At 69.8% G+C, this 24,633-nt stretch carries 22 protein-coding genes and 3 pseudogenes; 16 read left to right on the top strand and 9 right to left on the bottom strand.

The features are described from left to right. Positions 1-140 precede the first annotated feature (140 nt). Positions 141-815: a hypothetical protein gene (locus tag OG568_RS02155; protein ID WP_329530023.1), complete on the top strand. Its 675-nt coding sequence runs from the start codon at positions 141-143 to the stop codon at positions 813-815. Positions 816-972: 157 nt separating this feature from the next. On the opposite strand, the pseudogene OG568_RS02150 reads toward OG568_RS02155, so the two are convergent. After that, a pseudogene (locus OG568_RS02150) lies at positions 973-1,492 on the bottom strand (GNAT family N-acetyltransferase). A gap of 177 nt (positions 1,493-1,669) precedes the next feature. Here OG568_RS02150 and OG568_RS02145 point away from each other — a divergent pair. Next, on the top strand, positions 1,670-1,795 hold the full coding sequence (locus OG568_RS02145; RefSeq protein ID WP_329530022.1) for a hypothetical protein: 126 nt from the start codon (positions 1,670-1,672) through the stop codon (positions 1,793-1,795). A 290-nt stretch (positions 1,796-2,085) separates the two neighbouring features. On the opposite strand, the gene OG568_RS02140 is transcribed toward OG568_RS02145, so the two are convergent. Both OG568_RS02140 and OG568_RS02135 read right to left on the bottom strand, forming a co-directional pair. Beyond that, positions 2,086-2,667 carry a response regulator transcription factor gene (locus tag OG568_RS02140; RefSeq protein WP_329373294.1) on the bottom strand — a complete coding sequence of 194 codons (582 nt, stop codon included), beginning with the start codon at positions 2,665-2,667 and terminating at the stop codon, positions 2,086-2,088. Positions 2,668-2,717: 50 nt separating this feature from the next. After that, entirely contained in the window at positions 2,718-3,980 is a 1,263-nt protein-coding gene (locus OG568_RS02135; RefSeq protein ID WP_329530021.1) for a sensor histidine kinase, read from the bottom strand. Positions 3,981-4,113: 133 nt separating this feature from the next. Between OG568_RS02135 and OG568_RS02130 the strand changes: the two genes are divergently transcribed. The 7 genes from OG568_RS02130 to OG568_RS02100 all read left to right on the top strand — a co-directional run bounded on the left by OG568_RS02130 (position 4,114) and on the right by OG568_RS02100 (position 10,592). Beyond that, complete coding sequence (locus OG568_RS02130) at positions 4,114-4,650, top strand: hypothetical protein (protein ID WP_329530020.1); 537 nt, start codon at positions 4,114-4,116, stop codon at positions 4,648-4,650. A 281-nt stretch (positions 4,651-4,931) separates the two neighbouring features. Beyond that, a complete protein-coding gene (locus OG568_RS02125; protein ID WP_329530019.1) occupies positions 4,932-6,041 on the top strand; it encodes an FUSC family protein in 1,110 nt (369 codons plus the stop codon). A 13-nt stretch (positions 6,042-6,054) separates the two neighbouring features. Beyond that, a complete protein-coding gene (locus OG568_RS02120; protein WP_443077519.1) occupies positions 6,055-6,489 on the top strand; it encodes an ATP-binding cassette domain-containing protein in 435 nt (144 codons plus the stop codon). A 63-nt stretch (positions 6,490-6,552) separates the two neighbouring features. Then, entirely contained in the window at positions 6,553-7,611 is a 1,059-nt protein-coding gene (locus OG568_RS02115; protein WP_329530018.1) for an ABC transporter substrate-binding protein, read from the top strand. 22 nt (positions 7,612-7,633) lie between these two features. Further along, positions 7,634-8,641, top strand: coding sequence for a FecCD family ABC transporter permease (locus OG568_RS02110; protein ID WP_329530017.1), 1,008 nt, complete (start codon positions 7,634-7,636; stop codon positions 8,639-8,641). Further along, a complete protein-coding gene (locus OG568_RS02105) occupies positions 8,638-9,765 on the top strand; it encodes a FecCD family ABC transporter permease (RefSeq protein WP_443077518.1) in 1,128 nt (375 codons plus the stop codon). Before OG568_RS02110 ends, OG568_RS02105 begins: the two co-directional genes overlap by 4 nt. Beyond that, entirely contained in the window at positions 9,762-10,592 is an 831-nt protein-coding gene (locus OG568_RS02100) for an ABC transporter ATP-binding protein (protein WP_329530015.1), read from the top strand. The genes OG568_RS02105 and OG568_RS02100 overlap by 4 nt, the downstream gene beginning before the upstream one ends. A gap of 172 nt (positions 10,593-10,764) precedes the next feature. On the opposite strand, the gene OG568_RS02095 is transcribed toward OG568_RS02100, so the two are convergent. After that, on the bottom strand, positions 10,765-11,448 hold the full coding sequence (locus OG568_RS02095; RefSeq protein WP_329536236.1) for an NADPH-dependent F420 reductase: 684 nt from the start codon (positions 11,446-11,448) through the stop codon (positions 10,765-10,767). Positions 11,449-11,522: 74 nt separating this feature from the next. On the opposite strand from OG568_RS02095, the gene OG568_RS02090 reads away from it, so the two are divergent. Next, complete coding sequence (locus OG568_RS02090; RefSeq protein ID WP_329530014.1) at positions 11,523-11,858, top strand: winged helix-turn-helix transcriptional regulator; 336 nt, start codon at positions 11,523-11,525, stop codon at positions 11,856-11,858. Positions 11,859-11,903: 45 nt separating this feature from the next. Here OG568_RS02090 and OG568_RS02085 read toward each other — a convergent pair. Continuing rightward, positions 11,904-12,017 (bottom strand): annotated as a pseudogene (locus tag OG568_RS02085) (IS5/IS1182 family transposase); the annotation flags it as partial. Between the two features lie 105 nt (positions 12,018-12,122). On the opposite strand from OG568_RS02085, the gene OG568_RS02080 reads away from it, so the two are divergent. Further along, positions 12,123-12,800: a hypothetical protein gene (locus tag OG568_RS02080; RefSeq protein WP_329530013.1), complete on the top strand. Its 678-nt coding sequence runs from the start codon at positions 12,123-12,125 to the stop codon at positions 12,798-12,800. Between the two features lie 299 nt (positions 12,801-13,099). Here the strand turns inward: OG568_RS02080 and OG568_RS02075 are convergent, their stop codons facing one another. Both OG568_RS02075 and OG568_RS02070 read right to left on the bottom strand, forming a co-directional pair. Further along, positions 13,100-14,209, bottom strand: coding sequence for an NAD(P)/FAD-dependent oxidoreductase (locus OG568_RS02075; protein WP_329530012.1), 1,110 nt, complete (start codon positions 14,207-14,209; stop codon positions 13,100-13,102). Positions 14,210-14,478: 269 nt separating this feature from the next. Continuing rightward, positions 14,479-15,132, bottom strand: a complete 654-nt coding sequence (locus tag OG568_RS02070; protein ID WP_329530011.1) for a hypothetical protein — start codon at positions 15,130-15,132, stop codon at positions 14,479-14,481. Positions 15,133-15,854: 722 nt separating this feature from the next. On the opposite strand from OG568_RS02070, the gene OG568_RS02065 reads away from it, so the two are divergent. The 3 genes and pseudogenes from OG568_RS02065 (at position 15,855) to OG568_RS02055 (ending at position 18,887) form a co-directional block, all read left to right on the top strand. After that, complete coding sequence (locus tag OG568_RS02065; protein WP_329530010.1) at positions 15,855-16,406, top strand: YciI family protein; 552 nt, start codon at positions 15,855-15,857, stop codon at positions 16,404-16,406. 214 nt (positions 16,407-16,620) lie between these two features. Then, positions 16,621-16,965: pseudogene (locus tag OG568_RS02060) on the top strand (hypothetical protein); the annotation flags it as partial. A 311-nt stretch (positions 16,966-17,276) separates the two neighbouring features. After that, positions 17,277-18,887, top strand: a complete 1,611-nt coding sequence (locus tag OG568_RS02055; protein WP_266423916.1) for a purple acid phosphatase family protein — start codon at positions 17,277-17,279, stop codon at positions 18,885-18,887. A gap of 338 nt (positions 18,888-19,225) precedes the next feature. On the opposite strand, the gene OG568_RS02050 is transcribed toward OG568_RS02055, so the two are convergent. Both OG568_RS02050 and msrA read right to left on the bottom strand, forming a co-directional pair. Continuing rightward, a complete protein-coding gene (locus tag OG568_RS02050) occupies positions 19,226-20,149 on the bottom strand; it encodes an SDR family NAD(P)-dependent oxidoreductase (protein ID WP_329530009.1) in 924 nt (307 codons plus the stop codon). A gap of 397 nt (positions 20,150-20,546) precedes the next feature. After that, positions 20,547-21,059, bottom strand: coding sequence for a peptide-methionine (S)-S-oxide reductase MsrA (msrA, locus tag OG568_RS02045; protein ID WP_266590675.1), 513 nt, complete (start codon positions 21,057-21,059; stop codon positions 20,547-20,549). A gap of 463 nt (positions 21,060-21,522) precedes the next feature. Here msrA and OG568_RS02040 point away from each other — a divergent pair, with 463 nt between their 5' ends. Both OG568_RS02040 and OG568_RS02035 read left to right on the top strand, forming a co-directional pair. Further along, a complete protein-coding gene (locus OG568_RS02040) occupies positions 21,523-22,113 on the top strand; it encodes a flavodoxin family protein (protein ID WP_329530008.1) in 591 nt (196 codons plus the stop codon). Positions 22,114-22,339: 226 nt separating this feature from the next. Next, entirely contained in the window at positions 22,340-24,451 is a 2,112-nt protein-coding gene (locus tag OG568_RS02035) for a glycoside hydrolase family 27 protein (protein ID WP_329530007.1), read from the top strand. Positions 24,452-24,633: the final 182 nt, after the last annotated feature.

Genomic DNA, 24,633 nt, shown 5'->3' with positions numbered 1-24,633 from the left:
ACTGTCGACGCCCGGCCCGGGCATCTCCGCGCAACTCTCGGGCCGCGGCCCGGTCTTCCAGCCGAGTGTCGTCGAGGTCGGCAACGTCGGTGAGTCGATCGCCTCGGCAACGAAGTCGGTCAACGCTCGTTGATCACGGCATGAACAACGTCACCTTGCGGCGGCAGTCGCGCATCCTGGCCACGGTCGCCGCCCTGACCCTGGGAGTCACGGGCGCGGGCAGCGCACAGGCAAGCCCGCCGGCTCACGGGTGCCCCACTGCCGAGATCTTCGCCACCGACAACACCGCGATCATCACGGATCCGGCCGACTCCCGGCTCAAGACTCGCCTGACGCGCTTCGATCACGAGGTGCGCGAGATCATCCGGGCCAACGGCGCACGGCCTGGCCCCTCGACCCTCCTGGACGGCGTCTTCTGGTCCGGCGACCTGAAGAAGGCCACCTACGAGCGTTCACGCGAGTTCGACGTCAACGAGGTCGGCCGCGACGGGCTCCACCACATCGCCGACGTCATCACCAAGCAGTACCACCAGGAATCGGTGCTCACGTTCCGCTGTCTGCCGCGCACCTCGCCGGACACCGACGCGGTCGAGATCCAGGCCCCCGGCGTCAGCCGGATCCGGTTGCACGACGCCCTGCTCGCGGACGCGGAGGCCCGCGACCGGCTCGGCGGCGGCTCGGTCACCCTGGACGGGCGGCTCGTCCTCATCGCCCCGCTCGCCGACCTGCCGGTGGCCCAGAGGTTCACGGCCGAACTCGGCGTCGACTGGAACAGAGCCGAGGTGCGCTACGGGGACGAAGAGTTCGTGAGCTGACGCTGTGCCACGGTCCCGTACCGGCCGAGTCGAAATCCCCGACGGGGGAAGTCCGTACAGTCGATGAGACCTGTGTGGGAGGGCGTGAGATTTCGCGCAGCGATCATCTGGATCCGAAGCCTTCAAGTCACCAGACGACCACGGCCCAGCTCACTCCTTAACGGGCGGCCGGCGCACCGGGCGGAGCGGTGAAGTCCGCGAGACTGCGGACATATGACAGACCGGGGCGACCGGAGAGCTGCCTCTCGCCTACGACGGCGAACCCCGAGCGAGCCAGCACGGCCCGCGATGCCGCGTTGTCGAGTGTGGTCCCGGCACGAAGGACGGTCAGTCCGTAGCTGTTGGCGGCGAGGCCGCACAGCTCCCGCACGGCCCAGGTGGCCAGCCCCCCGGCCCGCGGCACGCTCGGCGATCCGATAGCCGAGTTCGGCGCCGCCATCCGCCACATCCACGAGGTTGACCCGCCCCAGCACCTCGCCTTCGGCGCCGACCAACACGTGGAAGTAACAGACATCAGCCTCCTGCTCCGCAAGCAGGGCACGGTGCCGCTCGTCGAACCGAGCGAAGTAGTCATCGCCCCGGTCAGGGATGGACGCGGCGAAATAGGCCCGGTTCTCCTGCTCGAAGGCGAGTAGCGCGGGGGCGTGGCCTGGACGGAGCAGCTGGATCTCGGGCATGAACAGGAATATGGGCAACCCGACCGCAGCCCGGTCCCCATTTTCTGACAGCGGCCTCACTCCGCCACTCCGCGGCGTGATCACGACCGGCGACGCGCGCGAGGGCTTGTCCGGAGTCGTGATCAATGCCGCCTCGAAAAGCAGGGACTCGCCCAACGGGCCAAGTGTCAGGAAGACTTGCGCGGACGGAACGCCGTCCTCACCGACGACGGCCTCGCCGCGCTGGCCGTCGCACTCGAACGCGTGGCGATCACACCTCGACCCTATGAACGGGCGCTCCTGGCCGTTCGGGCAGCGCAGTGATGTCTGATCCCAGTGTCTGACGCCGACATCGTGCATTTCGTCCGGACGGCCGCGCGTTCGGCGGCGGTCGCGCCGCCTACGCCCTGCACGGCGCCCTAAGAGCAGTACGCGACAGATTCTCCAACAGCGCCACACGCTCCAGCGGATCTTCGACCGGCTCCTGGACGACTACGGGGCGAAGGCGGTGGCCTATCCGATGGTGCGACGTCGCCGACCGGCGACCTCGGATCGCCGGACGTGTGGTGATCCCTGCGGTAGGCCGCGTAGGGGCCTTGACCACCTGACCAGGCTCACCCGGCACTCAGGAACCGCAGTACCGCCAGCACCCGGCGGTGGTCGCCGTCGACCGACGGCAGGTCGAGCTTGGTGAAGATGCCGTTGATGTGCTTGGCCACGGCGCTGTCGCTGACGACCAGTTGCTGCGCGATACCGGAGTTGGAACGCCCCTCGGCCATCAGGGCCAGCACCTCGCGTTCACGGGCGGTCAGTCGGTCCAGCGGGTCGCTGGCGCGGCGCAGCAGCAGTTGGGCCACGACCTCCGGGTCCAGGACGGTGCCGCCCGCCGCGACACGGCGGAGGGCGTCGATGAAATCCTCGACGTCGGCGACGCGTTGCTTGAGCAGATAGCCGACGCCGCCGGTGTTCGACGTCAGCAGGTCGGCGGCGTAACGCTCCTCGACGTACTGGGAGAGCAGCAGCACCGCTGTCGCCGGCCACTCGTGGCGGATCACCAGCGCCGCCCGCACTCCCTCGTCGGACTGAGCGGGCGGCATGCGGACATCCACGACGGCGATGGCGGGGCGGTGTTCGGCGACGGCGGCGAGCAGCGCCTCGGCGTCACCGGCTTCGGCCGCGACCTCGTAGCCCGCCATCTCCACCACTTTGACCAGTCCGATCCGCAGCAGGACAGAGTCCTCGGCGATCACGGCGAGACGACGCACGGCAGCTCCACGGTGATGACGGTCGGGCCTCCTGCAGGGCTGCTGATCGAGAACGTGCCGTCCACGGAAGCCGCCCGGCGGGCCAGTCCGGCCAGACCGGAGCCGTGGGCGGGGTCAGCGCCGCCAGGACCGTCGTCGGCGACGGTAACCCGGAGCGTACCGCCATGAAGTTCAACCGTGATGTCCGCCCCGGAGGCGTCGGGGGCGTGCTTGGCGATGTTGGCCAGTGCCTCGGAGACGGTGAAGTAGGCGACCGCCTCGACGGTTGGGGCGGTCCGCCGGGGTACGTCGACGCGCAGCCGCACCGGCAGCGGGCCGCGGGCGGCGATGCCGGACAGGGCGGCATCCAGTCCCCGGTCGTCCAGGACGGCCGGATGCAGTCCGCGTACCAGGTTGTTCAGCTCGTCTATCGCCTCCTTCGCCTCCCGATGGGCCTGATCGATGACCTGCCTGGCGTCGTCGGGAAGGTCGGTGAGCGTCGCCCGGGCGATACCGAGGTTCACGGCGAGGGAGACCAGACGCTGCTGCGCCCCGTCGTGCAGATCCCGCTCGATGCGCCTGCGTTCGGCATCGGCCGCGTCCACTGCCCCGGCCCGGCTCTCGGTGAGATCCTCGACGCGGCGCGTCAGCCGCTCGGTCCGGCTGGGGCTCAGCAGGGCCAGGGCAGCGCGGGTGTCGAGCCGGACAAGGACACGGGTGAGCCACAGGGCGAGCAGCAGGGCCGCGATACCGGACGCGTTGATGTACAGGGCCTCCGTCGTGTACCGCAGGAACTTCGGCCGCTGCTCAGGGGGAACACTCCAGATCCACACCAGGGCGGTTCCCGCCGCGGCACCCCAGCTCCACAGCACGGCGGTGGCGGCCGTCCCGCAGGCCACGAGCGGCCCCACCAGCAGGTGATAGGTGACCTGCCGCCAAGTCGCCCCGGAGCGGAGCCACTTCACCGCTCCCCGGAGTGTGGGCCTGCGCTGCGCGACGGGGCGCAGTGGTATGTCGACACTCGCCAGGGAGGCGAACCTGCGGCGCTGGACGGCGGTCAGCGCACCGACGGCGTAGATCACGACCAGCAACGGAGCGCAGACGGCCAGTTGGATCTCCGGCACAGCTGCCAGGTCGGGGAAGAACAGCCAGGGTTCCGCGAGCAGCAGCAGCGGAATGAGCTGCAGCAGTACGCCGGTGGCGTTGAAGACCGTCTCGCGGCCCACGCCCGCGAGCGGACCGCGCAGCGCGGTGAGAGAGACCATGCGCACACCGTAGATCGCGGGCAGGCCGAAGGACCATGCAGGTGTTTACCGCCTCGGGGTGTACCCAGCACCACCTTCAGGTCGGAAAGCCACGCTACTGACCCCTGGGCCCATGCCGACAAGGCTTGCCCCCATGACGACGACAACTCGCTGGAGCTGGTCCGCCCGTGTGCTCACCGCCGCCGGAGTGGCGCTGGTCCCCTGGATGTTCGTATTGGCGTGGGGGGCCGGTACGCACCCAGTGGTGTGGATCGGCCTGGACGCAGCAGAGGCCATGGGACTGGTCGGCACCGGCCTGTTGCTGGCCCGAAGCGACCGACGGCGGGTCGCCGTGGCCCCGGCCACCGCGGTGCTGCTGGCGGCCGACGCCTGGTTCGACGTGCTGACCGCCGGACCCGGAGCGGAACGCACAGCGGTGCTGATGGCCGCTTGCCTCGAACTGCCGCTCGCCGCGCTGTGCACAGCGGTGGCATGGAGCGCCCTGCGCGCACTGCCCGCGATGACAGTAGCCCGGGGCAAAGACCAAGGCCTTGGGCCGACCTGCCGCTGCATCTGTGCCCGGTGGGACTTTGCCGAGCCCCGGATCCTGACATCCGCGAGTCCGGCCCCTGCCTCGCGCGCCTCACACATCAGAAGTCGGATCTCCGCCGCCCACCACGGCCGACAGTAGTGTTTCGGCGGTGACGACGGCATCGAATCTGTCGAGGCAGGTCACGTTGAACCGAGCCGGAACCCGGTCCGGACCCGCTGTGAACCCCTCACCCGCGCTCGGCCTTGTGTTTCGACGACGGCCACGGCGATGGACGGGTCGCCCTGGACGTCAGTACCGGTCGGCACGACGACACCCAGGTGTGCGGGACATGCCGCACCTGACGTAATGAGCACCTTCGGTCCGGTCGGCAGATCACGCTGAACACCATTGGTCGTGTCTGGTCATGGTCTGGAGACCGTATGCGTGTGCCGGGTGTCCTGCCGCAGTTCGGCGTCGTACGACGGCAGCGTGGCGATGCCATCTGGTCGCCCGCCGCGGTGCGATGGGGTGTGTGGTGGAGGGTGTGGCTGGGCGTCCGGTGGCGCCCGCAGGGCCCCGCGGACTGGGGTGCCGGTGTCGCGGCCGGTCTCGCGCTGGCACTGCCGCTGCTGATCGGCACCGCCCTCGGCCACCCCGAGGCGGGTGCCGCGCTGGTACTGCCCGTTGTCCTGGTGGTCATGCCGCTGCCCGCGCAGGCCGGGCCGGGCGAACGAGCCCGACGGCTGGCCACCCGGACCCTGTGGATCACGCTGGCGGGCGTGTACGCCTGTCTCATCCACGGCAACGACTGGGCTCTCGTCCCGGCGGTCGCTCTCACCGCCGCCGTAGGGGCGCTCGCGCCGCGGGTCAGTGTCACCGCTCCGCTCGCCTTCCTGCTGGTCGGAATCACCGGCCCGGCCGAGGCGTTCGGCGTCCCGGGCCTGCCGCAGCTCGCCGGCTGCCTCTGGGGCGGCATCATGGCTCTGCCCCGCTGGGGCCGCACCCCACCCAGGCCACCCGGACCCCAGCCGCCGGCACCCCCTCCACCCGTACCCACCGTTCCTCCCGCGCCCCCGGCCGCCCGCCCTCTGGCCCACGCCGCCCGGCTCGCCGCCTTGACCGGCGCCGCCATGACGCTGATCACCGCTCCGCACCAGCTGGCCGGGGACGGCCACTGGCTGGTCACCGGTGTCCTCCTCGCCCTCACACCCACCCCCCACACCACCCTCGTCAAGGCACGCCAGCGCGCCGTCGGCACCAGCGTCGGCTGCACCGGCGTCGCCCTTGTCCTCGCCGCCCACCCCGGCCCCTGGGCCATCGCGGCGACGGCGGCGGTCCTGGGCACCCTCGCCTACGGTCTGCGCCCCGCCAACTACCTCTACTGGTGCATCGCCTTCTCCCCCCTGCTCCTCCTGCTCGCCGACTTCAACACCCCCACCCCCTGGTACACCGCCGGCGTACGCGCCGCCCTCGTCACCACCGGCAGCCTTACCGCCGTCCTCGCCTCCCACTGGCTGTGGCCCCACGCATTCCACACCGACCCGCACTGACCACACGAAGCGGATGAGGGTCGCCAGCCGGGGCCGACGCGCACGCCGTGACCGGCCGGCCCGGGTGCGCGAGATCCAGATGGCGTTCCATGCCCCGTACGTCTCGCTGGGCCCCCGACTGACGTCCCGTCAGCGCCTGCGCATCGCTCTCCGCCCGCACGGTCCCGTCTCGAGGGACCGGCATATCGAGTCGCTGCTCGACCAGGCCGGACTGGGTGCCCGCGAGGTGGACGCGAGGCCTTACGAGCCGTCGGGCGGCCGGCGGCAGCGCCTCGCCATCGCGCGGGCGCTCGCTGTCGATCCGCAGATCCTCGTCCTCGGCGAAGCGGTCGCAGCGCTCGAGGTGTCCATCTGTCGTCTCCTCCCGGACGCTCCACCAGCACGCATACCTGCCGGACCCGGAGGGCCGGGCGCGGATCCCGGGACCCCGCTTGCATCCTGCACATAGGTTCCACATAAGGTAAGGCTCGCCTAATACTCCACAGGTGAACCACAGCTAGGAGCCCGTCACATGTCTCTTCGGCGCCGCGGCACAGCCGCAGTCGCTCTCGCCGTCGCCGCCGCACTGTCGCTCGCGGCGTGCGGCAGCGATTCCTCCGGGAACGGTAAGGAAGGCAGCGCCTCCGCCGAGGCCGGGTCGGGAGCGAAGGACTCGAAGTCGGTGGCGAAGGGCGGCAAGGACTTCGCGGACGCGGCGGAGAAGACGGCCGCGCTCGGCACGGACGCCAAGGCCGGCCAGTGGCCGCGCACGATCAAGCACGCGATGGGCAGCACCGAGATCAAGGCGCAGCCCAAGCGCGTGGTGGTGCTGGACGTCGGCGAGCTCGATAACGTTGTCTCCCTCGGCGTGAAGCCGGTCGGCCTGGCCCCGACCGAGGGCTCGCCGGAGCTGCCGTCGTACCTGAAGAAGGACGCCGGCACGCCGAAGAACATCGGCACCATCAACAGCCTCAACCTGGAGGCGATCGCGGCCCTCAAGCCGGACCTGATCCTGGGCAGCCAGTTGCGCGCCGCGGACTCGTACGACGAGCTGTCGAAGATCGCGCCGACCGTCTTCTCGATCCGCCCCGGCTTCACGTGGAAGGAGAACTACCTCCTCAACGCGGCCGCGCTGGACAAGACCGCGCAGGCCAAGGCGAACCTCGCCGCGTACGAGAAGCGGGCGAAGGCCCTCGGCGCCGAGCTCGGTTCTCACAAGCCGACCGTGTCGATGGTCCGTTACCTGCCCGACGGCGTCATCCGGCTCTACGGCAACGACTCCTTCATCGGCACGATCCTCAAGGACGTCGGCATCCCGCGCCCCAAGAACCAGGACATCGCGGACCTGGCCGCCGAGGTCAGCGCCGAGAACATCGACCAGGCCGACGCCGACTGGATCTTCACGGGCGTCTACGGCGACCCGAAGGCCACGGACAAGAGCAAGGCCCAGGGCAACCCCCTGTGGAAGAACCTCAAGGCGGTCAAGGACGGCCACGCCTACGACGTGCCGGACGAGACCTGGTACCTGGGGCTTGGCGTCACGGCCGCCAACGCGGTCCTCGACGACCTCCAGAAGTACCTGACGGCCTGACAAGAGAGAGTGAGCGCGGCGCATGTCGCCACCCACCCCCACCCGCCGGGCCGGCTGGCTGCTGGCAGGCACGGCGATGCTGCTGATCGCCGTCCTGCTGAGCCTCGCCGTGGGCAGCCGCCAGATCGCGCCCGGAGAGGTGATCCAGGCCCTGCTGCACGGCGGCGGCAGCGACGACGCCCAGGTGGTGCGGTCGTTGCGGGTACCGCGCACGGTCATCGGCGTGCTGGCGGGCGCCGCGCTCGCGCTCGCCGGGACGGTGATGCAGGGCGTCACCCGCAACCCCATCGCGGAACCAGGCATCCTCGGTGTCAGCCAGGGCGCCTCCGTGGGCGTCGTGTGCGCGATCGCGTTCTGCGGCGTGCACACGCTCGACGGCTACGTGTGGTTCGCGTTCGCGGGCGCGGCTCTGGCAGCCGTGGGCGTGTACGCCGTCGCCAGCGGCGGGCGGGGCGGGGCGTCGCCGGTCAAGCTCGCCCTCGCGGGCGCCGCGATGAACGCCTTCCTCGCCTCACTCGTGTCGGGGATCGCCACGACCGACGCCCGCGCCCTCGACGAGTTCCGCTTCTGGCAGGTCGGTTCGATCAGCGGGCGCGACAGCGAGGTCATCGGCCAGATCTGGCCGTTCCTGCTGGCCGGACTGGTGCTCGTCGCGGCGGTGGCCCGCGGACTTGACGCGCTCGCGCTCGGCGACGACGCCGCCAAGGCTCTCGGGCACAACGTCGGACTGCTGCGCGCGCTCGGTGCGCTGGGCGCGACCGTGCTCACGGGAGCGGCGGTGGCCGCGGTCGGCCCGATCGCGTTCACCGGCCTCGCCGTACCGCACATCGCCCGCGCCCTGGTGGGCACCGCGCACCGGTGGGTGCTGCCGCTGGCCGCACTGCTGGGCCCGGTGATGATACTGGGCTCGGACGTGCTCGGCCGCATCGTCTTCCCGCCCTCGGAGGTGCCGGTGGCCGTCATGACCGCCCTGATCGGCGTGCCGTTCCTGATCGCGCTCGTCCGGCGCAGGGCGGCGGTGGCCGCATGAGCCGTACGAGCCGTACGAGCCGTACGAGTCCTACGAGCCGCGTGAGCCGTACCGAGACCATCGCCGCCCGGCCCGCCGTGCGCCCCGCCGGGCACGTCGTCCTGCGCGGGGGACACGCCAGTTTCCTCGTGCACCGCAGGGCGGTCGTCGTCGCGGCCGCGCTCGCGGTGTTGCTCGCGTGCGCGGTGGTGGCCTACCTGTGCGTCGGCGAGTCCTTCGTCCCGCCGACGCAGGTCGTCCGCGTACTGTTCGGGCGTCCGAGTCCCGACGAGCTGGTGGTGGGCACACTGCGCCTGCCGCGCCTGGTCGTCGGGCTCCTCGCGGGGGCAGCGTTCGGCGTCGCGGGCGCGCTGGTACAGACCGTCGCGCGCAATCCGCTGGCCAGCCCCGACGTCATCGGCGTCACCCACGGCGCGGGCGCGGCCACGGTCGCCGCGCTGAGCTTCAACGCCGTCGCCGACGACGCGCTGCCGTACGTCTCCGTAGCCGGCGGGGTCGGGGCGGCCCTGCTGGTGTACGTCTTCGCGTGGCGGCGCGGGCTGAACTCCTCGCGCTTCGTGCTGGTCGGCATAGGTGTGTCGGTCGCGCTCGGCTCGCTGACACAGCTGTTCCTCACCAAGGGCGACTACCTGGTGGCCCAGCAGGCCAAGGTCTGGCTGACCGGTTCCCTCAACAGCCGTGGCTACGAGGAGGCGGGCCCCCTCGCGCTCGTACTGCTGGTCGGCGTCCCGGCGACCCTGTGGGCGGCGTGGGTCCAGCGCGGCGCGTCTTTCGACGACGACACCGCGACCGCCCTCGGTGTGCGCCTGGACCGGGTACGGCTCGGCCTGACCGCGCTCGGTGTCGTCCTGGCGTCGGTGGCGACCGGCGCCGCGGGCCCGGTCGACTTCGTCGCGCTGCTCGCCCCGCAGATCGCGCGCCGCCTCACGCGCACGGCTCAGGTTCCGCTGCTGTCCTCGGCGTTGACCGGCGCGCTGGTCGTCGTGGTGGCCGACCTGCTGGCCCGCCGTATGTTCTCCCCGATCGAGCTGCCCGTCGGCGTCCTCACGGCCGCGGTGGGCGCCCCGTACCTGATGTGGCTCATCGTCCGCACTCGCAGCCGTTCCGGAGGTATCTCCGCATGAGCCGTCCGCCCACCAGCCGCCTCTCGGCGCACGACCTGACCCTGGCGTACGAGGACCGCACCGTCGTCGAGGGCCTGGACCTGGAGATACCCGACGGCAAGGTCACGATCGTCGTCGGCCCCAACGCCTGCGGCAAGTCCACCGTCCTGCGGGCGCTGGGCCGCCTCCTCAAACCGCGCGGGGGCACCGTACTGCTGGACGGCGCCGAACTCGCCCGAGTCCCCGGCCGACAGATCGCGCGGACCATCGGCGTCCTGCCGCAGTCCCCGACCCCACCGGACGGCATCACCGTCGCCGACCTCGTCGCCCGCGGCCGCCAGCCGCACCAGAAGTGGTGGCAGCAGTGGTCGGAGACCGACGAGCGGGCCGTCACCGACGCGCTGGAACACACCGACACCGCCGACCTCTCCGACCGGCCGGTGGACGAGCTCTCCGGCGGTCAGCGGCAGCGGGTGTGGATCGCCATGGCCCTGGCCCAGGACACGGACCTGCTGTTGCTCGACGAGCCGACCACGTACCTGGACATCGCACACCAGGTGGAGGTCCTGAACCTCGTCCGCCGGCTGAACCACGAGCGCGGCCGCACCGTCGTCGCCGTTCTCCACGACCTCAACCAGGCCGCCCGCTACGCCGACCACCTCGTCGCCATGAAGGCCGGTCGCATCGTCGCCCAGGGGCCGCCGGACGAGGTCGTCACCGCCGATCTGGTCCAGGACGTCTTCGGGCTCTCCTCCGTCGTCGTCCCCGACCCCGTCACCGGCGGCCCACTGGTCGTCCCCGCCCACGCCTGGCAGCCCTCACCCTCACAGGAGGCGCAGACACACTGACCGCCCAGCCCACGGACACGGCGCGGCCATGGCGCTGGCCTTGAGCGTCGCGCCGCCGGCCGCGATGCCGCGCTCGTAGAGGCTGACCACCGCGCCGCCGGTGGCGGGAGTACGCGGACATCGTGCACCAGGACATACACCCGGCGAAGGAGGAATCCAGCGCCAGGAACTCCTAGCAGAAACTCCTCTGACCGCCTTCTGCTTGCTCACGACTCGGTCCGGCCGCATAGGCCAGCGGAGGTGCGATTGCCTGGACATCCGCTTCCTCTCCGACCCACAGCGCTATGAACAGCGCGGCGGTCGCCTCCAGGAGTCCCGCCCGTTCGAGACCGCCGCCGACTACGGGCTCGCAGCCCACGTCCCGCACCAACTCGCGTACGCGCGCGAGGGCCGCATGGTCGTCCCCGCAGACCGGAACGGCCAGTGGCCGCCCCTCGAAGACGGGTGGCCGCATGCGCCACACGTTCTCGTGGCAGAGATTGAACGCCTTGACCACATGGGCTCCCGGTGCCGCCGCGGCCAGCTGCCGCGCGGCCGAAGGGCCTCCTTCCGTCAGCAGCCGGAAGCCCGGCCCGACAGGATTGGAACAGTCGAGCAGCACCTTGCCGTCCAGGGCCGCCCGCAGCTCCCGTGCCACGCTCACTCCTGCGGCAAAGGGCAGCGCGACCAGCACCACCTGACCGAACTCGGCCGCCTCACGCAGACTTGAAGGCTTCTCGCTGCCCCCGATGCGCGTCGCGAGCCGCTCCGCCTCCACTGCGTTCCGTCCCCCGAGGGTCACCTCGTGCCCGGCCCGCGCCCAGTGGGTGGCGAGTGCGTCCGCCATGTTGCCCGTTCCCAGTACGCCGATTCTCATCACGCGTGCCCTCTCCCGGTTCGCTTCGACCGTTCGGGACGACGCTAGGTGGCCCGTGGGGCACCATTTGGTACGTGACGACTGACGCTTTCCTTGCCGACTGCCGCGCCCGCCTTGCCTTCGACCTTCTCTCCAACACCTGGAACGCCGTGGTGCTTTGGGCATTGCGCGACGGCCCCAAGCGCCCGGTCGAACTGCGGGAGCGGATCGGAGGCATCAGCTCCAAGGTCCTCACCGAGACGCTGCGGCGCCTGCAGTTCAACGGACTGGTGGATCGACAGGCACATCCCGGCGCAGGGGACCACGTCCCGGCGCTCTGCACCGACGACCTGGAGGAGGTCCCCGGAGTCTGGGCTGGGCCTGCCTCCAGTCGGGCGGTTCATCACCTTTGCGGCGGCGGTGGGGCATGACGAGCCCAGTAGCTGGACACCGCCGTCTGCGATGGTCGTGGTCGGCGGTGCGAGCCGGCGCATCGTCAGGTTTGTTCGCCAGTACGCTGCGACCCGCAGTGTCCGGTCCTCCCGAGGAATGCCCCACGGTCGGCCCTTGCGGACCGCATCCGCACCCTCGCACCGCGACAGCCCCATCAAGAACATCTCATCCGCGAACAGCTGTCACAGGACAGCTATTAGGCTGAACGGACGTTCGAACGCAATGCGAGGAGGATACGGACTGTGCTGCCTGCTTACGCGGTCGAGGTTGGAACCGAACCACTGGTCCGCCCGGCGCGGAACTCGGTGGGAGGCTGGCCCTTCCTCGACCAGGCCCAGGACTGGCCCGAGTGCTTCTGTGGTGAGCGGATGGCTCTGTTCTTCCAGTTCGACATCCCCTGGGACCTGGAGCCTTTCGGCGGAGACCACTTCCTTGTCTTTCACTGCCGTGCGCACAACGACGCGTCCGACCCCCAGCTTGCTGATGGCCGGCTCGTACCGAAGTACTGGGACGCTCGGCAGCCGCCCTACCCGGCTCCGTTCTGGCGTGTACTGATTCAGAGCCACGCGGCGCTGCCGGGCCCGGAAACCGAACCGTCCTTGTGCGCGCTGCCGCTGGCTCTGCGGCCTTTCGTGGATGCCCCCGACGGGGAGGACATCGGGGCCCAGATTTTCAAGGTGGGCGGTACCCCGTCCTGGGCGCAGTATCCCGAGTACTACAGGTGCGCGTGCGGCGCGGACTTGGTGTATGTCTGCCAGGTTCCTGAGGGTATGGACTTCGCTGTCCACCCCGGCCGGCCAGAACAGCCCTACAGCGTCAGGGCCGACACCTACTCGCTGTTCCTGGGCAACGAGGTCTACCTGCTGGCGTGCCCGGCCCGTTGCGATCCGGCGGCCATCTGGCCGGTCAACCAGCACTGACGCGTCAGCATCGCCACCCCTGTCCTGCCCTGGCGGTGCCCCGTAACCACCACCGCGAGCAGGTAGCCACCGCTCCGGAGATCATTTACGGGACAGTCCTCAGAGGCGGGGAGCCGTAGACACCATCCGAGTCCGTTGGATATGCCGGATCCACCGGGTGGGGCAGTTGTCTACTCCCCGTCGGTGCCGGAGCGGCATTGGGCGTCCGTCTGTTCCTTGGACTCGGCCTCCGGTCGCTGCGTGGCGAGGTTGACGACGTGTCGGCGGGCGCCTGTGCTGTTCCGGTGCTGAGTCACTGGTCAAAGCCGTTCGAACCTGAAGGGGGCCAGGGCTTCGCCCCGGTCTTCGCCGAGCACCTCGGCTGCGACCAGGTCGCCGGCGTGCACGCTCAGCGTCGCACCGCTGTGTGAGACGGCGAAATGAAAGTTGGGCAGGTCGACCGCCCGGCCCAGGACCGGTAGGCCGTCGCCGGGGATGGGCCGTTCACCCACCCGAACGCTTTCCACGGTCGCGGCTCGGATCCCTGGATACAACGCACGACCAGCCTCAAGCACTCCTGCCACTGACGATCGCTCAACTCTGACCTCACCGGCGTCGGACACGTACGCCGCACTGTCGGTCTCGGGGGTGTGCAGAAGGAGCCGTCCGGCGCCGTCCGGGCGTAGGTGGACGTGCGGGGCGTGGATGACGCGCGACACCGAGACCGCGACCGGCGAGGTGTAGATGAGTACACCGCGTGTGTTGCGCATCGGCAGAACCAGACCGGCGAGCTCGGCGATCCTGGCAGCCTGCGGCCCCGCACAGTTGACGACCGCATCTGCGGAGAGCCGCCGCCCCGATGCGAGCCGGACGGCGCGCACCAGACCGGCGGTCGACTCCAGGCGGGTCACGGGGTCGTCGCGTACCAGCTCGGCACCACGGGAGACCGCGCTCGAGAGCAGGTGGCCAATGAGGCGGGTGGGTTCGATCCAGCCCTCACGTGGGAAGTAGGCGATCCCGTCGGCGGGCAGTCCGGCAGGGTCGATGTCCGGTTCGAGGCGCAGTGTCTCCGCCCGGCTGAGCCAACGTGCCTCGTATCCGTAGTTCAGGACGCCGTCGACCTTCTCGCGCAGTTCCTCGAGTTCGGGGTCGGCGGCGGCCCACTCCAGGTTGCCACCCTCGTGGTACCAGTCGCTGTGAGGTACTTCGGTTGCCAGTTGCCGGTGGGCTTGCATGCCGGCGACACTGAGATCGTGGTAGGGCCGTGGCTTCTTGCCGCAGGAGTTGGTCCACGAGAACGTCGCACCGGAGGTGCCGCCCGCCGGCGCACCGGCGTCCACGAGGGTGACGCGAGCACCCCTCCGCGTCAGCGAGGCAGTCACCGCCGCGCCGTAGAGGCCGGCACCGATGACAACTACGTGCTCGACCACGCCGAGCCGCCTCCCTTTTCTCTCGCGGGTTTGGTGGCGCAGATACGACTGGTTACAAGCCGAGCATGCGCGGTCGCGTGTAGTCAACAGGTCCGGACTGGGTTGGCTGCTGTGTGCGCGAGAACGGGTTCTGGCTCAGGCTTTGGATGCTGTTGGTGATCTTCACCCCACCGAGTGAAGATCACCAACGGCATCCGGAACTCCGGCCAGAGCCAAGGGCGTCGGTCTCACTACGCCTGGAGATCTACCTGTTGTGATCGCCAAGGCCTCTACGCCGGATATCCGATCTGGGCGATGTGAGCGTGAAGGTCGTCAAGGCGGCGCTCGCCATTCAGCAGCCCGACGACGGCTTGAGTCAGCGGCTTATGGTCCAGGACGTGTTGGATCGCCTTCAGATCTGGCGCCATCTCGTAGTACTCCTCGGCGAACTCCCGATACGCCTCGGCGGTCCCCGTCACTAGGACGTCGAACAGCCAGCTCGCGCCGTCCACGTCTCCGTCGTTCTCATCTGGAAGGTCCATGACCCCGCTCTTCCAGCCGGCATCCGAGGCCTCGCGCCAGAAGCACACGGTTGCCCTCAGGGTCCCGTCATGCTCGCAGAAGGCCGGCTCGCTCAGGAGCGGGCGGAACACCTCGGGGACCGAGTCCACCAGACCAGGCCACAGACGGAGCGGGTCCTCAGCCCAAGGCGTCATCGCCGACTCGTGGTCGAAGCCGCGCGCGAACGCTCCAGCCGACGAGAACACCACCGAGTAGTCGTTGCCCGAGCCGTCGGCCATCGACGCCACACTCTCCGTCTCGGACCAGACCGGATCGAAGGAGTAGTAGCGCAGCGAGGGCTCTCTGCACATGATCACATCCAGCATGGCCATTGCTTGCGCTCGTTCTTGAACGACCGCGATCTCCGGCAGTTGGGCGGTCACCTCATAGACAGTCATGGGCGCATTCAATCGCCTGCTACTGACTCTGACGGATGAGTGGCCCGTCACGGGAGCCGACCATCGCCACAGCGAAGAGGAGTGAGACATGTACTCCGTCACCGCTCGCGAAGCCGCCGATGCCACCAAGGTCCGGCAGGAGACAACGGATCCGGCAGTGTCCGGCGCAGAAACCGGGCATCCAGCTCTTCGACGATCACACGCAGATCAGCACGCGCCCGAGGTGGCAGCCCGGTCAAAGCGGCTTGGAGCGTGTCACGCGCCGATACCACGTCGCAGCACGGGCAGTCCGCCCAGGAGACATAGAGCAGTCTTCCCGGTTGCTTCAGGAACTCGACAACTACGGCAAACGCATCGAAGACGGCCCCAGGCCACAAGGCCTCGGCCTCCAGTCGAGCCACGGCTGCCTGCGAGCTCCGCGCAAAGCCGGGAATCTGCTTGGCCCTTCGAACCCTGCCGCGGGGATGCCGGCCGGTGCGCACGGCGCTGGGCGGCCTACGCGGCATCGTCCCTTTGGATCGTCATGCCGGCAGTCTGGCACGCGTCAGCACGACAGTGGGGCCAATATTTCCGGTCACAGCAAGCCGCTGTGACCGCGCGTCCGTGAGAGCTATGCCGTCTGACGGAGCGTCGGCGCGTCGGAGTGCGCGGTCGTCTTCACCGAATCCCATTGCGATGCTGTCGTGCGTTGGGGAGAGTCTCTGACCATGGAGTTCTTCTGTTATCACCGCGATCGGCCCGGCTCGGCCACGTTGCGCAACGAACTGCTCGAAGAGCACTGGTCGTACATGGACCGGTACGCGAAGGAGATGATCGCCCGCGGCCCGACCTTCACCAGCGACGGCGAAACGCCCAGCGGCAGCGTGCACATCATCGACTTGCCGGATCCCGCTGCTGCCCGCGCGTTCGCCTTCGACGAGCCCAACTATCAGGTCGGCGCGTACCGGGACGTGCTGCTGCGCAGGTGGCGCAACATGCTGGGGCGCACGATGTGGGATTTCCCCGGTGGTCGGACCGGTGGAAACCGGTACCTGGTGCTGGGCCTCGGCGCGGGGCAGGCCGTCGACCTCGTCGTGCCGTCCGACCGTGACGGGCTGATCGCATACGGGCCGCTGCTGTCCGACGACGGCGCCACCTGGCTGGGTACGGCGGTGCTGCTCCGGGCCCCGAACCCGGACATGGCACGCGCCGTCCTGACCCCGGAGGCATATGCCGACATCGAGGTCCATGACTGGGAGTTCGGCGGGCGGCCGTCATGAACCAAGGATGAGCCACGCCGAGGGCACCTGGCGGTTGACCGCAGGAGCGTTCCGCCGGCCAGGTGTCCCCAGTGCGAGCATCCTGCCACCCGGGTTCACCGCCGGTATCGGCGTCACGATGGCCGTACCGTCATGACGCTCGCGGAGCGGCCCCGGATCATCAACAGCAGCGTCTGCCGGCGCCTGGAGGCCCATGCCCAGTTGGCGCAGCAATGGGGTCTTGTTCACCGACGACATCCGCTGCCCGGTACATGTCGAAGATCTGGCCGCAGCCCTGTGGGAGGTCGTGCTGTCCGACGTGGCCGGGATGTTCCACCTCGCCGGGCCGGACGCCCTGAGCCGTCACGACCTCGGTGCGCTCATCGCCCGGCGCGAAGGACCTGGCGGCGTGCGCCCGCCCGCCGGGCGACGAGCCGACTCCTGCCTGCCCGGAGCCCTCGACGTACGCCTCGACAGCCGCGCAACGCAGGAGCGGTTGCGGACCAGGCTCCGCGGCGCCCGAGAGTTCCTCGGCGGAGACGGCTGCGCCGACAGCGGGGCCGCGGCGGCCAACCATTGAGGATCTGATCCGGAAAGGGCGAGGGGTCGGCGAAACCTGCCAGAGCTTGCGAGTCGTGCTCAACAAGGCAGACGGCTTCGACAGTCGGCTCAGGGTTCCGTGTACTGCGGGTCGTCCTTCTTCGCAGCGGGGCGCGGAGCGGTCGTGTCAACGCCGGGGCCGCCACAGGTAAAGGCAGGGGCAAGAATCGCCTCCGTGGCCCGCCACTCGCGGCGCGATGACCCTCTGGCAACGCACCGTTCACTCAGGGGCCGTCAGGGCGCGCCAGGGTGCGGTCGTTGTCAGCTCAACTGCTCGCCAGAGAGGGCACCATGACCACACACGCAGGGACATCGGACGGCTCGACGAAGTCTTCCGAGGGGGTCAGCCGTCGCCACGCGCTGGGCCTCCTCGGTACGGCGGGAGCCGGCGCGGCCGTCACCCCATTGTTGGGAGCAGGTACGGCGGAGGCCGCTTCGCTCGCCGCCCCGGCCCTTCACCTCACCGCCGACTCGTCCGGTGCGCCCCCGGTCCAAGGACTGCACCTGACCTTCGGGGCGGACCCGCGCACCCAGATGACGGTGTCGTGGATCACCGACAGACCGGTGACCAGACCTGTCGTGCGCTACGGCACCCTGGAGCACGGCTTCGGCTCCAGTGCCGAGGCCCGCACCGTCACCTACGTGGACGGCACCTCCAGCCGTACCGTCTACGTCCACCACGCCGCGCTGAACCGGCTCGCCCCGGGCACCGACTACATCTACCTCGCCACCCATGAGGGGGCGACTCCGGACAGCGGTACGTTCCGCACGGCGCCGCGCGGACGGAAGCCGCTCACCTTCACCAGCTTCGGAGACCAGTCGGCTCCGCAGGTGACCTGGGCGGCCGACGGCAAGGTGGCACTCGACGCGAACTCCACCCCCGCGACGAAGGACATCGTCACCGGCATCGAGCAGGTCGCCCCGCTCTTCCATCTGCTCAACGGCGACCTGTGCTACGCCAACCTGGACGTCGACCGGGTGCGTACCTGGAACAACTTCTTTACCAACAACACCCGTTCCGCGCGCTTCCGTCCCTGGATGCCGGCGGCCGGCAACCACGAGATCGAGAAGGCCAACGGCCCGATCGGACTCGGCGCCTACCAGACCTACTTCGACCTCCCCTCCACCGAGACGGACGCCGAACTCGCGGGCCTGTGGTACGCCTTCACGGCCGGTTCCGTCCGGGTGATCGTGCTGCAGAACGACGACAACTGCCTGCAGGACGGCGGCGACGTCTACATCAGCGGCTACTCCGGCGGACGCCAACTCGCCTTCCTGGAAAAGGAACTGAAGGCGGCGCGGTCCTCCCGCGACATCGACTGGGTGGTCGTCGCCATGCACCAGGTCATGATCAGCTCCTCGGACGCGAACGGCGCCGACCTGGGACTGCGCCAGAAGTACGGCCCGCTGTTCGACAGGTACGGCGTGGACCTGGTGCTGTGCGGCCACGAGCACAACTACGAGCGCTCGCTCGCGGTCCGTGGAGTCGTCACCGGCAGCGAAACGCTGACCCCCAACCCGGCCTCCCAGGCCACCGACTCCATCGACACCGGTCTGGGCACCGTGCACATGATCCTCGGCGGCGGGGGCGTCTCCGGAACCACGAACCAGAACTTCTTCAAGGACGGCACCGCCAAGGTGATCACCGCCGTGTCGGCGACCCCCGGCTCCAACGGGAAGCGCACCTCCACGTACACCAAGGAGGAGGCGATCTGGACCGGTGTCCGGGACACCGAGCACCCCTATGGCTTCGCAGCCTTCACCGTCGACCCAGGTCGGCACGCCGGTGACACCACCCGCATGCACGTGACCTACTACAACGTGAACAAGCCGCACGGCGAACTGTCGGTCTTCGAGGAGTTCACACTCCACCGCCGACGCTCCGACGGCCACACCAGGTAACCCCGCCGCCGACAAGCCCGTCGCACACGCCGGCATCGAACCTCGTACCGTGTGGGCGGTTGGGCAACGGCGGATTCGTCCTCGCCGGACCCGGCAGCCCCACCAGGCCTCCTGCGTCGCGAAGTACCGCTTCCAGGAGTGGAGTTTCTCGGAGGACGCCACCCGTATCGGCCCGTAGTGCTCGCCGACCTCCGTCACGGTCGGTGAGCCGGGACGGTACTGGCGCCAGGCGGGTTACCCGGAGCCGGTTCCCCCGGGGAACCCGACGCCGTGCATCCACACGTACGCCGGGCGCCGCTCCCCGTCCTTGAAGACGGTGACACCGGACGCCGTGGCGGTCAGCCGACGATGTCGCTCGCCAGCTGCCACAGGCGCTCGGCGTTCTCCGGGTCCAGCGCGTAGGGGGCCACGCCCGGGACGCCCCATTGGGTGGGCCGGGTGTGGACGAGAGGCGCCTCGTCGACGTCCTCGAAGTAGCGGCCGCCAACGCCTTCGACCAGCGGGGAAGCGGCGAGGAACACGGTGGTCGCGGCGCCCTGCTCGATCGTCTTGCGGTAGGGCTCGGGGGTCCGCAGACCTCCGGTGTGCCGCTGGAGGTTGGTGGCGATCGCACCGGGATGCAGGGAGTTGGCCGTGATGCCGTCGGCGGACCAGCGGCGCTGCGCTTCGACGGCGAGGAGGATGGCGGCGGTCTTGGACTGTCCGTAGGCGGCGAGCGCGTCGTACGGGCGGAAGCGGAAGTCGATGTCGTCGAAGACGACGGGAGAGAAGAGATGGCCGCTGGAGGAGACCGAGACCAGGCGCGCGCCGTCGCCGTCGGCGAGGGCGCGGTGCAGCCCCAGGGCCAGGGCGAAGTGCCCCAGGTAGTTGGTGGCGAACTGCTGCTCGTGGCCGCCGATGCCCCGCTCGAGTTCCGGTGGCATCATGATGCCGGCGTTGTTGATCAGGATGTGCAGTGGGCCCTGCCAGTCGGCGGCGAGCGCGCGCACCGACTCTATGTCGGCCACGTCCAGGCGGACGACGTGGATCGCGTCGTTCCCGGTGGCCTTGCGCAGGTCGGCCGCGACCTGCTCGCCGGCTTCCGGACGGCGGACGGCGAGCGTGACCTCGGCCCCGCCTGCCGCCAGAGCGCGGGCGGTCTCGACGCCGATGCCCGAGCCGGCCCCCGTGACGATCGCCCGTCTGCCGGACAGGTCGACGCCTTCGATCACCTCCGAGGCGGTGGTGTCGCGGCCGAAGGGGGTCGTGAAGAGGTGGGACATGTGATGGATTCCTCCGGTCGGTCGAACTGCGCCGTCAGACTGCGCCGAGCACTGTGCGCCGAGCACGGTGGGAGGAGCACTGTGGGAGGAGCACTGTGGGACGAGCCAGGACAGCGTGAGCCAGGACAGTGTGAGAACTGGGACTGACCGGGCGGTCCGTGAGCCCGGAACGCGTTCGGGCGCTGGAAACATGACAGTCACCGGGTATGCCTACGCACCGGGCCGGTATCCGCGCGCCCGCAGGAACTGGCCCAGTGTGCTGAAGCCCGGGATCAGGGCAACCGGCGCGTCCCGTGGCTGCGCCGCGAGGAGGTCGCCCTCCTCGCGGGGATCAGCTTTCCTTGAGCCCGGCAGGACGTCAGGCACAGGACCAGTGGGTGGTTGCCGCCTCGTGCGGTCAGCCCTCCGCGCGGGCGGGCAGCCGCCATCCTGGGCGAGGGAAGTGGCAGGTGTAGCCGTCGGGGTAACGCTCCAGGTAGTCCTGGTGCTCGGGCTCGGCCTCCCAGAAGGGGCCTACCGGCTCGACCTCGGTGACGACCTTGCCCGGCCACAGTCCGGAGGCGTCCACATCCGCGATGGTGTCCTCGGCGATCCGCTTCTGCTCGTCATCCACGTAGTAGATCGCCGAGCGGTAGCTGAGGCCGATGTCGTTGCCCTGGCGGTTCTTGGTACTCGGGTCGTGGATCTGGAAGAAGAGCTCCAAGATCGCGCGGAAGTCGGTCTTCTCAGGGTCGAAAAGGATCTCGATGGCCTCCGCGTGAGTGCCGTGGTTACGGTACGTCGCGTTCGGTACGTCACCCCCGGTGTATCCGACCCGGGTCGCCGTCACGCCCGGCTGCCGGCGGATCAGGTCCTGCATCCCCCAGAAGCATCCGCCCGCCAGTACGGCCCTCTGTGTCTGCGCTGCCATTTCGGCCCCTCCAATGTCTGTTGCCCTCGATCACTCGAGCTGCTCGGATCGCACACCGGTGGTATCCCGAGCCCTCTGACTTCATCAGCGCGTGAGGGTTCCAAACAATTCCGTGCCCGCCCAGCCGATCCAGCAACCGGCGGTTACGCGGCGCGACCGCGGGCAGGGCCGAGTCTCCCGTCGGCCGCGTCAGCGTATCGCGGACACCCGACCTAGGTGCGTCGACCCTTCCCGGTCTCCGTGACCACCGCTCGGACATCGCCGACACGGGGTAGCCGCCCTGCGGACGCACCCGCGCCGACGGCGGTACGCGTGCTCACGCGTCACGCGTTCGGTGTCACAGAGGCGGAGGCTGCTCGGTCCTCGTAGGTGCAGGTCGACCCCGAGCCGCCGCGCCGGATGATCGTCGACCTCCTGGCTCCCAGAGGGAGTCAGCGAACACACTGCCAGGAGGAGCACCTTCATGACCACCCCCGTCGTCGCGATCGCCTACTACTCCGGCTACGGCCACACCACCGTCCTCGCTGAGGCTGTACGTGACGGCGCGGTGCAGGCCGGGGCCGTCGTCCACCTGATCAAGGTCGACGAGATCACCGACGAACAGTGGGGGCTGCTCGACGCCTCGGACGCGATCGTCTTCGGTTCGCCGACCTATATGGGCACGGCTTCCGGTGCCTTCCACCAGTTCGCCGAGAGTACCTCCAAGCGCTGGTCCGTCCACTCGTGGAAGGACAAGCTCGCCGCCGGATTCAGCAACTCCGGTGCCAAGAGCGGCGACAAGCTCCACACGCTCCAGTACTTCACCGTCCTGGCGGCCCAGCACGGGATGACCTGGGTCAACCTCGGCCTGCACCCGGGCTGGAACACCTCCACCGCCTCCGAGGACGACCTCAACCGCCTCGGCTTCTACCTGGGCGTGGGCGCCCAGACCCCCACCGACCAGGGCCCCGAGGCAGTCCACAAGGCCGATATGGCCACCGCCGAGCACCTCGGCCGCCGCGTCACCGAGCAGGCCCGCATCTACGCGGCCGGACGCGCGGCCGTCGGCGCTTGAGCCAAGGGCCGACGGCGAGTTCCGCGTCCTCGGGCAGACGGTGATCCGGGGCGTCGCTACGTCACTGCGAGATCCCGTTTTTAAGTTAATTAGCAATTAATATTGACAGTCCTGGGGGCCCTGGGCACAGTTTCCGCCGTGGCTCCCCGCTCCGGTACGACTGGAGCCGGGGGAGCCCTGTACCCCCAACTCTCTGGAGAATTCAGTGGCTTCGCATCGTGCAGGGATGGCGCGAACGCGACGGACCGCGGTGGCGTTCGGCGCCGTGGTGCTGGTCGGGTCGGTGGTTCCGGTGGCACACGCCGCGGACGACCAGGGCGCGCCGCAGTACTACGACAGCGGCCTCGCCCCCACGCCGTACATGGGATGGAACACCTACTACGGGCTCGGCGCCCCGACGGAGGATCAGGTCAGGAAGGTCGCCGACTACCTCGTCAGCAGCGGGCTGCGCGACAGCGGCTACAACATCGTCTGGCTGGACGGCGGTTGGCAGGCGGATCAGCCGCGCGACCCGGAGACGGGTCAGCTCGTCGCCAACCCCACCCGCTTCCCCTCCGGGATCCCCGCGCTGGTGAAGTACCTTCATCAGCGCGGCCTCAAGGCCGGCATCTACACCGACGCGGGTGAGTACGACGGCGGCAAGTGGTGCGGCCTGGGCAGCCGCGGCCACTACGAGCAGGACGCCCGCCAGTTCGCCGACTGGAAGGTCGACGCCATCAAGGTGGACTTCCTCTGCGGCATCGGCGCGGGGCTCGACCCGGGCCCCGCCTTCAAGGAGTTCAGCGACGCCGTCGCCAAGTCCGGGCGGAAGATGCTGCTCAACCTGTGCAACCCGCTCACCGACGACTGGGGCATGCCGCACACCCCCGAGCAGGATGCGCACAACACCTTCGTCTACGGCCCGACGGCCGCCGACTCCTGGCGCACCGGCACCGACCTCGCCTGGGGTACCCCGACCGCGGGGGAGTGGCCGAACATCCTGCGCAACATGGATGCCAACGCCTGGCACCCCGAGGCGCAGGGGCCCGGGCACTGGAACGACCCCGACTACCTCATCCCGATGCGCAAGCTCGCCGAGGGCGGCTACGAGCTGACGGAGGAGGAGTCCACCACACAGTTCGTGATGTGGGCCGAGATGGCCTCGCCGCTCGTGCTCGGCAGTGACCCGCGCACTCTGCCGCAGTCGATGATCGACACTCTGCGCAACCCGGAGATCGTCGCCGTCGACCAGGATCCGCTGGGCATCCAGGGCGCCCGCGTGGCGACCGACTCGGTCGGCGACGTCTACAGCAAGGTGCTGCAGGGGGCGGGCAAGCGGGCGGTCGTTCTGCTCAACCGTTCCGACCAGGCGCAGGACCGTACGGTGACCTTCGCGGACGCCGGCCTCGCGGGCGAGGTCGCGGTGCGTGACCTGCGGGCCCGTGCCTCGCGTGGGACCTTCACCGGCTCGTACACGGTGCGCGTCCCCGCGCACGGCACGGCCTTCCTCGAGCTGACCGGGACCGACGAGGCCCCCGGCGCGCAGCTTCCCGGCCGCTCGTCGGCGAGCCCGGCCCTGGTGCGCGACGGCGACACGCTCACCGTCTTCACCCGTGGCACGGACGGCGCGCTGCGCGAGCAGACCGCGCACGGCGGTGACTGGTCCACGTCCCGGACCACCGATCTGGGCGGTCCGACGGACGGGCGCATCCTGGGCCAGCCCGCGGCGTACGCCTCGGCCGGCGGCCGGATCGACGTCTTCGTGCGCGGCACCGACGACACCGCCTACCGGCGCGTGTACGCGGACGGGCACTGGGGGCGCTGGCAGAGCCTCGGCGGGAAGCTGACGGACGCGCCGACCGCGGCCTTCGCGGGACCGGACGACTGGACCCTGTTCGCGCGCGGCGCCGACGGCAGTGTGTGGTCGCGCGGCCCGGCCTCCGACTGGACCTCGCTCGGTGCCCCGCAGGGCCGGCCGTTCTACGGACGTCCGTCGGCCGTCTTCGACGACGGTGGGCGGCTGCACGTGGCCGTGCGCACCCCCGACGACTCGGTGTGGTCGCGGACCCGTGACACCTCCGGCACCTGGTCGGACTGGACGTCGCTCGGCGGCACGGTCAGCGGCAGCCCGACCCTGGTGGCCTCCGGCGGCACCGTCCACCTGTACGCGAGGGCCGGGGACTACACGCTCTGGATGCGCAGCTGGACCGCCGACGGCGGCTGGAGCGGCTGGAGCAAGGACGCCGACTTCGTCAGCGGTGCCTTCGACGGCGCGCTCGGTGGCGTCGCCGGGCCGGACGGCGGCGTGCTGGCCGCCTTCCGCGGGGTGGACGGCCGCGTCCACCAGACCGGGCTCTGATCTGCGCGAGCTCGTTCCGCCTTCCTCCTGATCCACCCCGCTCCACCTGGTTTCACCTGCGTCAACCCGTACCACCCAGCGCCAAAAGGTGTGCCTCCGGGCCTTGTTCGGCCCGGAGGCACACTCTCCGAATAATAAATTAGTAATTAATCTTGACGGCACCCGGACCTCTGCGACAGGCT

Source organism: Streptomyces sp. NBC_01450 (assembly GCF_036227505.1).
GTDB lineage: Bacteria > Actinomycetota > Actinomycetes > Streptomycetales > Streptomycetaceae > Streptomyces.
The sequence above is the reverse complement of the archived record's forward strand: the minus strand, read 5'-3'. Positions and strand labels throughout refer to the sequence as shown.

Bases quoted from the DNA above. Each gene is read 5' to 3' on its own strand.
- OG568_RS02065 (WP_329530010.1), top strand. From the start codon at position 15,855: ATGGAGTTCTTCTGTTATCACCGCGATCGGCCCGGCTCGGCCACGTTG.
- OG568_RS02035 (WP_329530007.1), top strand. From the start codon at position 22,340: ATGGCGCGAACGCGACGGACCGCGGTGGCGTTCGGCGCCGTGGTGCTG.
- OG568_RS02095 (WP_329536236.1), bottom strand. From the start codon at position 11,448: ATGAGAATCGGCGTACTGGGAACGGGCAACATGGCGGACGCACTCGCC.
- OG568_RS02100 (WP_329530015.1), top strand. From the start codon at position 9,762: ATGAGCCGTCCGCCCACCAGCCGCCTCTCGGCGCACGACCTGACCCTG.
- OG568_RS02050 (WP_329530009.1), bottom strand. From the start codon at position 20,149: ATGTCCCACCTCTTCACGACCCCCTTCGGCCGCGACACCACCGCCTCG.
- OG568_RS02055 (WP_266423916.1), top strand. From the start codon at position 17,277: ATGACCACACACGCAGGGACATCGGACGGCTCGACGAAGTCTTCCGAG.
- OG568_RS02115 (WP_329530018.1), top strand. From the start codon at position 6,553: ATGTCTCTTCGGCGCCGCGGCACAGCCGCAGTCGCTCTCGCCGTCGCC.
- OG568_RS02040 (WP_329530008.1), top strand. From the start codon at position 21,523: ATGACCACCCCCGTCGTCGCGATCGCCTACTACTCCGGCTACGGCCAC.
- msrA (WP_266590675.1), bottom strand. From the start codon at position 21,059: ATGGCAGCGCAGACACAGAGGGCCGTACTGGCGGGCGGATGCTTCTGG.
- OG568_RS02135 (WP_329530021.1), bottom strand. From the start codon at position 3,980: ATGGTCTCTCTCACCGCGCTGCGCGGTCCGCTCGCGGGCGTGGGCCGC.
- OG568_RS02155 (WP_329530023.1), top strand. From the start codon at position 141: ATGAACAACGTCACCTTGCGGCGGCAGTCGCGCATCCTGGCCACGGTC.
- OG568_RS02110 (WP_329530017.1), top strand. From the start codon at position 7,634: ATGTCGCCACCCACCCCCACCCGCCGGGCCGGCTGGCTGCTGGCAGGC.
- OG568_RS02130 (WP_329530020.1), top strand. From the start codon at position 4,114: ATGACGACGACAACTCGCTGGAGCTGGTCCGCCCGTGTGCTCACCGCC.
- OG568_RS02120 (WP_443077519.1), top strand. From the start codon at position 6,055: ATGAGGGTCGCCAGCCGGGGCCGACGCGCACGCCGTGACCGGCCGGCC.
- OG568_RS02105 (WP_443077518.1), top strand. From the start codon at position 8,638: ATGAGCCGTACGAGCCGTACGAGCCGTACGAGTCCTACGAGCCGCGTG.
- OG568_RS02140 (WP_329373294.1), bottom strand. From the start codon at position 2,667: ATGGCGGGCTACGAGGTCGCGGCCGAAGCCGGTGACGCCGAGGCGCTG.
- OG568_RS02125 (WP_329530019.1), top strand. From the start codon at position 4,932: ATGCGTGTGCCGGGTGTCCTGCCGCAGTTCGGCGTCGTACGACGGCAG.